General features: G+C 37.0%; 13 protein-coding genes. 7 read left to right on the top strand and 6 right to left on the bottom strand.

Translation table 11 applies throughout. From position 1 onward, the window contains the following. Positions 1-201 precede the first annotated feature (201 nt). From SCSH_RS05000 to SCSH_RS04985, 4 genes are all read right to left on the bottom strand, one after another. Entirely contained in the window at positions 202-549 is a 348-nt protein-coding gene (locus SCSH_RS05000) for a DUF1831 domain-containing protein (protein WP_057490796.1), read from the bottom strand. A gap of 1 nt (position 550) precedes the next feature. Further along, the gene (locus SCSH_RS04995; protein ID WP_057490795.1) at positions 551-1,666 is read right to left on the bottom strand and encodes a cysteine desulfurase family protein; all 1,116 of its coding nucleotides are present in this window, start codon (positions 1,664-1,666) and stop codon (positions 551-553) included. 2 nt (positions 1,667-1,668) lie between these two features. After that, positions 1,669-2,649 carry a ribose-phosphate diphosphokinase gene (locus SCSH_RS04990; RefSeq protein ID WP_057490794.1) on the bottom strand — a complete coding sequence of 327 codons (981 nt, stop codon included), beginning with the start codon at positions 2,647-2,649 and terminating at the stop codon, positions 1,669-1,671. 91 nt (positions 2,650-2,740) lie between these two features. Beyond that, complete coding sequence (locus SCSH_RS04985; protein ID WP_057490793.1) at positions 2,741-3,316, bottom strand: CYTH domain-containing protein; 576 nt, start codon at positions 3,314-3,316, stop codon at positions 2,741-2,743. A gap of 94 nt (positions 3,317-3,410) precedes the next feature. Here SCSH_RS04985 and yjbM point away from each other — a divergent pair, with 94 nt between their 5' ends. The 4 genes from yjbM to pta are packed head-to-tail and all read left to right on the top strand — an operon-like array spanning position 3,411 to position 6,789. Then, positions 3,411-4,076, top strand: a complete 666-nt coding sequence (gene yjbM, locus SCSH_RS04980; protein WP_057490792.1) for a GTP diphosphokinase — start codon at positions 3,411-3,413, stop codon at positions 4,074-4,076. Next, positions 4,051-4,887: an NAD kinase gene (locus SCSH_RS04975; RefSeq protein ID WP_057490791.1), complete on the top strand. Its 837-nt coding sequence runs from the start codon at positions 4,051-4,053 to the stop codon at positions 4,885-4,887. The genes yjbM and SCSH_RS04975 overlap by 26 nt, the downstream gene beginning before the upstream one ends. Further along, positions 4,884-5,783: an RluA family pseudouridine synthase gene (locus SCSH_RS04970; protein WP_057490790.1), complete on the top strand. Its 900-nt coding sequence runs from the start codon at positions 4,884-4,886 to the stop codon at positions 5,781-5,783. Before SCSH_RS04975 ends, SCSH_RS04970 begins: the two co-directional genes overlap by 4 nt. Before the next feature lie 13 nt (positions 5,784-5,796). Further along, the gene (gene pta, locus SCSH_RS04965) at positions 5,797-6,789 is read left to right on the top strand and encodes a phosphate acetyltransferase (protein WP_057490789.1); all 993 of its coding nucleotides are present in this window, start codon (positions 5,797-5,799) and stop codon (positions 6,787-6,789) included. A 147-nt stretch (positions 6,790-6,936) separates the two neighbouring features. On the opposite strand, the gene SCSH_RS04960 is transcribed toward pta, so the two are convergent. Both SCSH_RS04960 and SCSH_RS04955 read right to left on the bottom strand, forming a co-directional pair. Further along, positions 6,937-8,550 carry a hypothetical protein gene (locus SCSH_RS04960; RefSeq protein WP_057490788.1) on the bottom strand — a complete coding sequence of 538 codons (1,614 nt, stop codon included), beginning with the start codon at positions 8,548-8,550 and terminating at the stop codon, positions 6,937-6,939. Next, positions 8,547-9,293, bottom strand: a complete 747-nt coding sequence (locus tag SCSH_RS04955) for an ABC transporter ATP-binding protein (protein ID WP_057490787.1) — start codon at positions 9,291-9,293, stop codon at positions 8,547-8,549. The genes SCSH_RS04960 and SCSH_RS04955 overlap by 4 nt, the downstream gene beginning before the upstream one ends. 168 nt (positions 9,294-9,461) lie before the next feature. Here SCSH_RS04955 and SCSH_RS04950 point away from each other — a divergent pair, with 168 nt between their 5' ends. From SCSH_RS04950 to xerS, 3 genes are all read left to right on the top strand, one after another. Further along, a complete protein-coding gene (locus SCSH_RS04950) occupies positions 9,462-10,220 on the top strand; it encodes an SDR family oxidoreductase (protein WP_057490786.1) in 759 nt (252 codons plus the stop codon). 21 nt (positions 10,221-10,241) lie between these two features. After that, a complete protein-coding gene (locus SCSH_RS04945) occupies positions 10,242-11,084 on the top strand; it encodes a glycosyltransferase family 8 protein (RefSeq protein ID WP_057490785.1) in 843 nt (280 codons plus the stop codon). Positions 11,085-11,235: 151 nt separating this feature from the next. After that, positions 11,236-12,306, top strand: coding sequence for a tyrosine recombinase XerS (gene xerS / locus SCSH_RS04940; RefSeq protein ID WP_057490784.1), 1,071 nt, complete (start codon positions 11,236-11,238; stop codon positions 12,304-12,306). Positions 12,307-12,376: the final 70 nt, after the last annotated feature.

The following is a 12,376-nucleotide window of genomic DNA, read 5'->3' as shown; positions in this document are numbered from 1 at the left end:
AAAATTGCAACATCTTTTCATTAAACTTCATATAAGTTTTTCAGATAGATATGTATCAGCTATACTAATGGATGTAAAAAAGAGAGATAGGCTGAAACTTCGAAAAAACTTATCGAAGTTTCAGCCCACCCTCTCCCTTAGAATATCAAAAATATCGCCCTTTAAAACAGCAGGGGTAGCTGTTATCTGTTATTTATCAGCTTAATTTTCTTTTTTCTCGAAAATATCACGCTCAACCAAACTATCCATCAAAAAATAAAATTTATCTTGGATTATTTTATTTTCCTCAGATTTAAAAATATTAACAATACGAAGTTTTGACTTGTCTGTAATACTTATCTTAAAACCTGTCAAATTCTTATTGATTGTAATTCTTAAAGGGAAACCATCATCACTGTTAGGAACTTTTTCCAAAAGGCGGTTAAGTTCATAATTCCCCAATCTGTTTTGGGTGAAAGTAGTATCTCGTAGAGTAAATTTTTTAATTTTAGGACTAATTGTATAACTGTATTTGCAATCAGGTAAGTTTACTGTTTGTTCAAAAGCCATTTTATTTTCCTACAATCTCTTTTATTTTTGCAGCTAAAGCTTTAGCTTCGTCTAATTTATTTAAATCTGAAAAACTAATACGAACAGATTCTTGAAGCCGCTGAGAATTTGCTCTGTATTTTGCGCTTAAGACATGACTGGGATCAACTGTTCCGGCCGTGCAGGCAGAGCCTGTCGAAATAGCAAAGCCGGCTAAATCCAACTGAGTGAGCAAAATGCCGTTATTATAATTAGGGAAACCAATATTAACAACATAAGGTAAAGCATCTTCGTTGGAATTGAGATAGTAATCAAGGCCATCCAATCCTTCTAAAAAAGTTTTTTTAAGGTTGCTGACATATTCCCAATTGTCTTTTTGATGAGTCTGTGCCTCGATTAAAGCCTGTGCTAGGCCTGTAATGCCAATAAGATTTTCTGTGCTGGCACGGCGCTTTTCTTCTTGCTCACCGCCATGAAGGAAATTATCAAAATGAAGATCACCGGCATAGAGAATTCCAACTCCTTTAGGACCGTGAAATTTATGAGCAGAAGCTGACAGAAAATCAATATTTAATTCTTTGGGATGAATAGGAATCTTGCCCACAGCCTGAACAGCATCCACATGAAAAGCTGCCTGATGCTCCTTGAGAAGATTGCCAATTTCTTCAATTGGCAGTAAATCTCCTGTTTCATTATTAGCAAACATAGTAGATACTAAAATCGTATCCTCACGCAGAGCATCACTGACTTGCTGAGCAGAAATTCGGCCTGCAATAGGATTTAGATAAGTCACTTCAAAACCAAACCGTTTTTCCAAGTAATGAAGACTGTTTAAAACAGAATGGTGTTCAATAGTTGTTGAAATAATATGCTTTCCTTGTTCCTGATGAGCAAGGGCATAGCCTTTAAGAGCAGTATTATTGCTTTCAGTTCCGCCAGACGTAAAAATAATATTTCTAGAAGGAACATCAAACACTTGAGCAACTTTCTGCCGACAGTCTCTTAACAGTTTGTTAGCAGCTCTGCCATAAGAATGAATGCTAGATGGATTTCCAAAAGTAGCAGCCATCATTTCAGTCATAGCCTTAATAACAGAATCTGTCATGGGAGTCGTTGCGGCATTATCAAAATAAATCAAGTTTAGGATTCATCTCCTTTACGATCATAAGCAAACAATGGACTGACAGGTCTTCTTTCGTGGATACGAATAATAGCGTCCGCAATCAGTTCACTGGCAGAAAGATAGTGTAAATTGTCGGGCAGCTTTTGCTTGGTGAAGACAGAATCAGTAATCAAAATATCTTTAATTGGAGCAGCCTGCAGTATTTCTGTTGCTCCGCTGGCAAACAATCCATGGCTGGCGACAGCATAGATTTCAGTAGCACCTCCGCGCTCAACAATTTTAGCAGCTTCTGCAAATGTTTTCCCTGTATTAAGAATATCATCAATGAGAATCGCTTTTTTACCAGCAACTTCACCGATAATATAGCCTTCTTCGCGCGATGAATCATCATCTTGAGCATAATCAATGATCGCAATTGGAGCATCAAGGTACTGGGCTAGACTGCGAGCGCGTTTTATGCCAGAATTTTTGGGGCTGACAACTACAATATCTTCACCATACAAGCCCAATTTAGTATAGTGTTCAGCAAACAAAGGAGTAGTAAATAAATTATCGACGGGAATATCAAAGAATCCCTGCACTTGAACAGCATGCAAATCCAAAGTCAGTACACGATCAACTCCTGCTTTAACTAGCATGTTAGCAACTAATTTAGCTGTAATAGGTTCACGTGCAGCTGCAATGCGATCCTGGCGTGAATAGCCAAAATAAGGAATAACAACATTAACACTATTAGCACTGGCACGTTTGCAGGCATCCACCATAATTAAGAGTTCCCACAGGTGATCATTAACAGGATAGCTGGTAGACTGAATGATATAAATATCATCTCCCCGAACGCTTTCTTCAATATTGATCATAATTTCACCGTCAGAAAATTTACGGGAAGACAGTTTTCCTAACGGAACTCCAGCATCTTTAGCGATTTTTTCAGCTATAGTAGTGTTTGAAGTTAATGAAAAAAGCTTAAGTTGTTTGTCGGCGTAACGTTCTGCCATGATATATATGTACTCCTTTATATTAGTAGTTTTATTTTACCAAATATTACAAGAAATTTCAGGTGATTTTATCAATTTCTCTTGTCAGAACTTATTTTTTCTGCTTGAACAAAGTTTGACTAAAACGAGCTACCTTACTTTTGGCATATTTGAACTGAATATGATTCGCCTTTAGAAAAGCCTCAAAATCTGCTTTCCCCTTTTCAGCATAAGAGACTTCCAATTCTAATTCATAATCCTTAATCCCTGCATAACGGTTGTAATCCAAAGCCATAAGACCGATTTTAGTAGCAATTTCACGCCGTACTGTTGTTAGGCTTCCCAGAACTTTCAGTTCTTTTAGGCTAATCCCTGTCTGAGCAATTATATGTTTAATCTCAATATCCGGCAGTTGTAACGTGTGGATTATTGTTTCGGCTTCACTCAGCAGCAGATCATGGTTATATTCCAAATTACCAATTTTTTGGGGCACTTTGAGGGTTAGTTCAGCCTTATCAGTAAAAGTTCTGATGCGCAGTGACATTTTACTCGCTTTTAAATCAAAATTATCAGTATCAAAATAATAATTAGTCTGTGTGACTGCTTCAATATGCGGCATTTGTTCTTTGATACGATTAAATTCTTCTTTGGTCAGCAGTGTTTTATATTCGATTTCAAGATGGTTCATTCTGTTTTCCTTTGTTTGGCTTATTATGGTATAATAAGGTATTAGTTTAATTCTATAAAAAACTCTTATTTTTGACAAGAAAGGGGTAAGTTTTATGGACTGGGAAGAATTTCTGGACCCTTATATTCAGGCAGTAGGAGAATTGAAAATTAAATTCAGAGGAATTCGTAAACAGTTTCATAAGCAAAACCGCCATTCACCAATTGAATTTGTAACTGGACGTGTAAAGCCCATTGAAAGTATCAAGGAAAAGATAGTTTTACGAGGAATAAAAAAGGAAAACCTCGTTCAGGATATGCAGGACATTGCAGGTTTGCGAATTATGGTTCAGTTCGTTGATGATGTTGATGAAGTACTAGAACTTTTGCGGCAACGCAAGGATATGAAAGTCGTGCAAGAACGGGACTATATTAATAATTTAAAGCCCAGTGGTTATCGTTCGTATCATGTTGTTATTGAGTATCCTGTCGATACAATCAACGGTCAGAAAATTATTCTTGCTGAGATTCAAATCAGGACATTGGCCATGAACTTTTGGGCGACTATTGAACATTCTCTTAATTATAAATACCACGGAGAATTTCCTGATGATATCAAAAAACGCTTAGAGCGAACTGCAAGAATTGCTTTTCAACTGGACGAAGAAATGCGGCAGATTCGTGATGATATAAAAGAAGCCCAGTTATTATTTGATACTGAAAAAAGAAAACTAAATGATGGTGTAGGAAATAGTGATGACACAGATGAACTTTATCGATAAAGCAACAAAGGTTGCTATAATTGCAAATGGAAAATACCAAAGTAAACGAGTAGCAAGCAAGCTTTTTTCTGCTTTAAGAGATGATAATGACTTTTATCTGACCAAGAAAAATCCTGATATTGTGATTACTATTGGCGGAGATGGCATGCTCCTGTCTGCTTTTCACATGTATGAAAAGCATCTGGATCATGTTCGGTTTGTCGGTATTCATACAGGGCATTTAGGATTTTATACAGATTATCGCGATTTTGAAGTTGACAAATTACTGGAAAACCTACATTCAGATGATGGGGAGAAGGTATCTTACCCCATTTTAAAAGTGACACTTACTTTAAGCGATGGCCGGCAATTGACCTCCAGAGCTCTTAATGAAGCAACTGTTAAAAGGTTTGAAAAGACAATGGTAGCAGATGTGATTATTAATAACGTTCAATTTGAACGTTTCCGTGGAGATGGTATTTCAGTTTCTACACCGACTGGAAGCACTGCTTATAATAAATCTTTAGGAGGGGCTGTTTTACACCCAACTATCGAAGCTTTACAGCTGACGGAGATTTCAAGTCTTAACAACCGCGTTTTTAGAACATTGGGAAGTTCTATCATTGTTCCTAAAAAGGATAAGATCGAAATTATCCCAAAACGTTTAGGATCTTATGTTCTGTCCATTGACAACAAAACTTACACGCATCGGAATATTGCTAAAATCGAATATGAAATTGATCAAAAAAAGATCAGCTTTGTTGCAACACCAAGCCATACCAGTTTTTGGGAAAGAGTTAAAGATTCTTTTATTGGAGATTGTGACTCATGAGGTTTGAATTTGTTGCAGACCGACAGACAAAGGTTAAGACATTCTTAAAAGGTCATGATATTTCCAAAGCCCTGCTGGCTAAGATTAAATTCAAGGGTGGTTCTATACTGGTCAACGGCAAAGAAGAAAACGCCATTTATTTGCTCAACATAGGCGATGAGGTAATAATTGATATTCCTGATGAGAAGGGGCACGAAAGTTTAAAACCGATTAAGCATGAGCTCAGCATTATTGATGAAGATGAACATTTTTTGGTTTTGAACAAGCCTGCTGGCTATGCCAGTATCCCCAGTATACTGCATTCCAATACCATGGCTAATTTTGTCAAAGGCTATTATCAGGAGAATAACTATCCAAATCAACAGATTCATATTGTAACTAGGCTTGATAAAGATACGAGTGGCCTTATGCTCTTTGCTAAACATGGCTACGCTCATGCTCGGATGGACAAACAGCTGCAAAAAAGAAGTATTGAAAAACGATACTATGCCTTAGTATCCAGCAGTAGTAAAAGTAAGCTAGCCGAAAAGGGTGAAATTATTGCTCCGATTGCCAGAAATGATGAAAGTATTATTACACGCTGTGTTCACCCTTCTGGCAAATATGCCCATACCAGTTATGAAGTTATAGAAAAATATGGAGATGTTTATTTGGTCGATATTCATCTGCACACCGGTCGTACCCATCAGATACGCGTACATTTTGCTCACATTGGTTTTCCGCTTTTAGGCGATGATCTTTATGGTGGCAATATGAACTATGGTCTTAAGAGACAAGCCCTTCACTGTCATTATTTAGCTTTTACAGATCCCTTTTCAAAAGAACACAAGCAGTACAATAATCCCTTGACAGATGACCTTGATAGCGTTATCATAGATTTACAAAACAATAGATAGAAGGTTTATATAAATGAGTATTCGTTCTTTATTTGGCAGTCTGCGGGAAAAAATTGTTGGTAAAAATATCAAAATTGTTTTTCCAGAAGGAAATGATGAGCGTGTTGTTCGTGCAGCAGCCCGTCTTAAATTCGAAGGTCTGGTTGAGCCCATTATTTTGGGAAATGAAGCCGATGTCCGCGGCTTGCTGACAAAGCTAGGTTTTGCTGATCAGAATTATACGGTTATCAATCCTGAAGATTATCCTGATTTTGAAAAAATGAAGCAGGAATTTGTAGAAATACGCAAAGGCAAAGCTACTTTTGAAGATGCTGATAAACTTCTGAAAGATGTCAATTATTTTGGTGTCATGCTGGTGAAACTGGGACTGGCTGACGGTATGGTTTCTGGAGCCATTCATTCAACAGCAGATACTGTTCGCCCAGCTCTGCAAATTGTAAAAACAAAACCAGGAATTTCTCGTACATCAGGTGTTTTCCTCATGAACCGTGAAAACACTAGTCAACGGCTGATTTTTGCTGACTGTGCCATCAATATTGATCCTAACGAGCAGGAATTAGCGGAAATTGCTGTTAATACGGCAGATACAGCAAAAATTTTTGATATTGATCCTAAGATTGCTATGCTCAGCTTTTCAACTAAAGGCAGTGCCAAAGCACCTCAGGTTGAAAAAGTTCAGGAGGCAACTCGAATTGCTAAAGAACTGCGTCCCGAAATTGCCTTGGACGGAGAACTTCAGTTCGATGCAGCTTTTGTGCCTGATACAGCAGCTATTAAGGCACCAGGCAGTGATGTTGCAGGACATGCCAATGTTTTCATCTTCCCAGATTTACAATCAGGTAATATTGGCTATAAAATTGCTCAGCGGTTAGGAATGTTTGAAGCAATCGGCCCAATCTTGCAAGGGCTTAATAGTCCTGTGAATGACCTTTCACGTGGTTCCAGCGCTGAAGATATTTACAAGTTGGCTATCATCACGGCTGCACAAACCCTTGAAAATAAATAGTAAAAAGTAAGAGTAGCTTCTTGGAAACTCTAATGTCCATAACTATAGCTAGCGCCTTTGGGGCGCTGCTTTTTTTATCTAGTAAATCTTAGGTAGTAAAAAAATCCTTATACCAATATAATGGCATAAGGATAAAGTGTAATGACTTTAATCAATTTTTTTCCAGAAATGTTGCTGTATATAATAGTGAAGGAAGGCACACAAAGCTAAGATAATGATTGTTAATCCAATTCCTACTCCTAAAACTGAAGTTTTCAGGGAGACTATAATCGCTAAAACTACCAAGGCTCCGCCTAAAATCAAACTACCAAAAACAATTCCCATATAGAGCCATTGTCCTGACCCTCTTGAGAATAACTGTGCAACATTCTGCCAATTCAGAGTTAAAAGGCGATAATCGCGCCAGTACATCAATTCACCAACAATAATACTTGAAAGAACTACACCTAAAAGAAAACTTAGCAACAAAATAATAGGAATTTTCAGCAAGGCAATTCCCAAAATAAGGTAGACAATAAAGGGCAAACTAATTTGTACCAGAATAAGGCAATAGAATTTTTGCTGCAAAAACTTTTTAAAAGAAATTGGCAAGGTTTTTAGGAAGGTATAGTTATTCTTTTCTAAGGAGATACCAACTCCTAAGAAACTGCTGGGACTAGAGATAAAGTTTCCCATAATAAAACCGATAACAAGAGCTATTCCAAAGAAATTAGAATCAATACTTGCAAACATGGCCCTTCCTGATGAAAGACTCGGTCCGATAAAAGCTACGACAAAAATTAAAGGCATTAAATAACTCTGAACAATCAAGGTCGCATCTTTAAGCGAATTTAAATGATGTTTAAGTAAGGTTTGCTGCAGACTGGAATTTGCTGTAGTTTTTTTAATTTTCTTTTTAAGGGTTGGTTTATTTGTTTGAATAGATAAAAATTGTTCAAAGTAATTAGAAATAATAGCACGTTTGATGAAAATCAAAAGGAGTATTGTTATGAGAATTCCCAATCCAAAATTTAAGATACTGGCTATTGAAAAAGGAGCTTTGACAACATCGTAAAAGCCTCTAAAATACGGCAAATTCGGCATTTCAACTAGGCCGCCTCTTGTATTGATTGAGCTATTGCTAAACTGCAAGTAAAATACGACACTGAGAGCGATCAAGGTTGAAATTATCATAAGTACTGTAGAAATTAATTTTTTGTGCGCACTTCTGACCAAGATCTGTCCGATAAAATAAATCAAAATAATGCTAATACAGTTTGTTGCAAGCAGCAGAAGCAGAAAGTTAATGATAGTTGCAACAATAGTGATAATAATAGAATGAGTAAGCTGCCAATAAGTAATTATAAAAAGAGACAGCAGCGGCATTAAAAACGGCAGACTGCCGCCTTGAGAGGAAATAAGTTTGGCCAAATAAACCTCTTTTTCCTTGACCGGCAAGGGCAGATAAAGTTTGGTATCATCACTTTCATAAAAAACAGCAAAGAGCGTTGTAAATCCCGAAATAATAGCAACAATACTGAAAAGAGCTGTTTGAAAGGAGAAGTAGCCACTTGATTTAGAGTAGTCAACCGCTAAAAAGAGAGTGAAATAGAAAACTAAAAAGAACAAAACTAAGAAAAGCTGTTGCCCTAGTACCGATTTGTAGGCCGAAAAATGTTTGTCTGGGTGTCTTTCTCGTTTTTTCTGAATACTAGTCAAGGCTTGAGGGTTAGAATAGAGGATATTAATCTTTATCATTTCCCAAATGTTTTTATAATTCATGCCTCATCACCTGCCTTTGGCTCTTCTTTGCGCCCGGCCAATTCGAGGTAAATACTTTCTAAATCCTTATCTGGATAATTGGCTTTTAATTCTTCCAAGGTTCCAACAAAAATGAGCTTTCCTTGTCGCAAAATACCGATACGATCGCATAACTGTTCAGCAACCGAAAGGACATGAGTTGAAAAAAGAACCGTATTTCCATTATGAGCGTGCTCTTTCATCATTTCTTTCAAATCAAATGAGGCTTGAGGATCCAGACCAGTCAGCGGCTCATCTAAAATCCAAATATCAGGATTAGGAATAAGCGCTCCAATAACAATAACCTTTTGGCGCATACCATGAGAGAAACTCTCAATCGTTTCAAAACGTCGGTCAAAAATATCAAACAGACCTGCTAATTTAGCGATGCGCTCCTGGGCTGTTTTGAGATCAACGTCATAAATTTTTGCCAAAAATAGCCAATATTCTTGGGCAGTAAGATTAAGGAAAATATCAGGAGAATCAGGGACATAGGCAATTCGCCGTTTGACTTCATCACGATGATCGGTTAATTTTAAATCATCAACAAAGATATCACCATAGCTAGCGTTGATAATTGATGTCAGCATATTGATTGTAGTTGTCTTTCCGGCACCGTTATGGCCGATCAAACCGAAAATTTCACCGTTGTTAATGGTTAGGTTCAAATCACTAAGGGCTTCGGCCGTCCCATATAATTTAGAAACATGTTCAAATCTAATCATAAAAAGCTCCTCCTTAATTAAAAACCATTATACTACTAAAAGCATACAATTGAAAGCTTATTTTCAAAAAATCATGAAAATGATATAAAGTTTTATTTACTGATGTTTTTCTAGGAAAAACGAAAATAATGTGCTATGATAAAGTAAAAAAGCAAAGGAGATTGAAAAATGGCAGAAGTAGTATTAATTACAGGCGCATCAGTTGGTTTTGGCAAGGCTATGGCTCAAACCCTTGTCAAAGAAGGCTATCGCGTTATTGGAGCTGCTAGACGGCTTGAAAAATTAGAAGATCTTAAAGCAGCCTTAGGAGAAAATTTTTATCCGCTGCAACTAGATATGACAGATACAGCATCTATAGATACCGCTTTGGCCAGTCTCCCTCAAGAATGGTCAGAAATTGAATTATTAGTTAACAATGCTGGTTTAGCTTTGGGACTTGATAAGGCTTATGAAGCTAATTTTAAGGACTGGGAAACCATGATTGCCACCAACATCATCGGGCTGACCTACCTGACACGTCAGATTTTACCTGGCATGGTCACAAGAAAATCAGGACATATTATTAACATCGGATCTACAGCAGGAACTTATCCTTATCCAGGAGGCAATGTTTATGGTGCCAGCAAGGCTTTTGTTAAGCAGTTTAGTCTGAATCTGCGAGCTGATTTGGCTGGTACTAAAGTGCGTGTAACCAATATTGAACCCGGTCTTTGCGGCGGAACTGAATTTTCAAATGTACGCTTTAAGGGTGATGATGAACGTGCTGAACAACTTTATCAAGGCGCTCACAGTATCCAGCCTCAGGATATAGCCAACACTGTCCTCTGGGTTTATCAGCAGCCAAAACATGTCAATATTAACCGCGTTGAGATTATGCCAACTTCACAAAGTTTTGGTCCGCAGCCAGTTGACCGAGATTCCGATTAGAGAGAAGCGCCTCAAATTTTTATGAAAGAAACCGAAAATATTAATCTTTTGTTTGCAATTAACGATCAATTTGTGGATCAATTTAAAGTGACCCTTTACTCTTTATATGAAAACAGTTCTTGCAAAAATCTGACCATCTACATCTTACAAAAAGGTCTTTTAAACAGACATGAGGAAATTGTCAATTTTTGCCAGCAGCTAGGACTTGCTTATGAGCCGGTTGTCATCAGCAAAGATGACTTTAAAGACGCTCCAGTCAGCGATCGCTATCCTGAGACAATTTATTACCGGCTTTTAGCTCAGGAATATCTTCCTCAGCATCTATCAAGGATTCTCTATCTGGACGCTGATATTCTTTGTCTTAATGACCTTGTTTCTCTTTATCAGATGGATATGGACGATAATTTATATGCTGCCGCCAGCCATGTGTCAGATAAGGGCATAACAGATATCGTCAACAAGCTGCGTTTAAATAATTTTGAGGCAGAAAGCTATTTCAACACTGGCGTTTTGCTGATGAATCTAGAGGAGTGTCGTCAGCAAATTAATCGTCAGCTTATTATGGATTATATCGCCAAAAAAGGAAGAACCTTGCTTTTGCCTGACCAAGATGTTCTCAATGCATTGTACGGCTCAAAAACAAGCCAAATTCCCGATGAAATCTATAATTATGACGCTAGGTACAATGTCATTTACTTTACACGCAGCCTAGGGGAATGGGATCTTGATTGGGTTATCCAGAACACCGTTTTCTTACATTTTTGCGGTAAAGATAAACCGTGGAAAAAAGATTATAAAGGCCGTTATGCAGCCTTATATAAACATTATCAGCACAAGACTGAATTATTTGCTAGTAAAAATTAAAATTGATTGAAAAGAGAGAGTTTTGCTTTTCTCTTTTTGTTTAACTTTTTCGGATAAGTTCCTATAACATCTTTCCGAAAAACTGTAATTTTCTTGAAAATAATATATGGATATGTTATACTTCTAATATCAAAAACTGGGGAGAATTTAAATGAGACGTGACCTTTTACTTAAAAAAATTGATGAACTAAAAGAACTTATGCCCTGGTATGTTTTGGAATATTACCAGTCTAAATTAACAATTCCTTACAGCTTTACGACTCTATACGAATATCTAAAAGAATATCGGCGTTTCTTTGAATGGCTGATTGATTCTGGTGTTTCTGATGCTGAAAAACTTGCTGATATTCCTTTAGAAACTTTGGAAAATCTCAGCAAAAAAGATATGGAGACTTTTATTCTTTATTTGCGGGAACGAACGCTTCTGAATTCTAAAACTAAGCGTCAGGGTGTTTCTCAGACAACTATCAACCGTACGCTGTCGGCCTTGTCCAGTCTGTACAAATATTTGACTGAGGAGGTTGAAAATGCTGATGGTGAACCTTATTTTTATCGGAATGTCATGAAAAAAGTTTCAACTAAAAAGAAAAAGGAAACGCTGGCAGCCCGTGCTGAAAATATTAAGCAGAAACTTTTTTTAGGCAGCGAAACAATGGATTTTTTAGAATATGTAGATTGTGAATATGAACACAAACTTTCTAAACGTGCTCTGTCATCTTTCCGAAAAAATAAAGAACGTGATTTGGCTATTATTGCTTTGCTGCTAGCATCTGGTGTTCGTCTTTCAGAAGCTGTTAACCTTGATCTTAAAGATATCAATCTGAAAATGATGATTATTGAGGTTACTCGTAAGGGTGGCAAGCGTGATTCGGTCAATGTGGCCAGTTTTGCAAAACCTTATTTGGAAAATTATATGAACATTCGTCAAGCTCGTTACAAGGCTGAAAAGACTGATATTGCCTTCTTCTTATCGGAATACCGTGGCATTCCTAATCGCATGGACGCTTCTTCTATCGAAAAAATGGTCGCTAAGTATTCAGAAGACTTCAAAATCCGCGTTACTCCCCATAAATTACGGCACACATTGGCTACAAGACTCTATGATGCCACAAAATCTCAGGTATTGGTCAGTCATCAATTAGGACATGCTAGCACTCAGGTAACAGATCTTTACACTCACATCGTTAACGATGAACAAAAGAATGCTTTAGATAAATTATGACGTAATTAAATTTATGTAAAGTTAAATATAATATATTCTTTCGCATATAGATTTAAACTGTAAAAATAAA

The sequence above is a fragment of the Streptococcus orisasini genome, from assembly GCF_001431045.1.
GTDB lineage: Bacteria > Bacillota > Bacilli > Lactobacillales > Streptococcaceae > Streptococcus > Streptococcus orisasini.
Note: the sequence above shows the minus strand (reverse complement) of the source record. Positions and strands in the feature narration are given on the sequence as shown.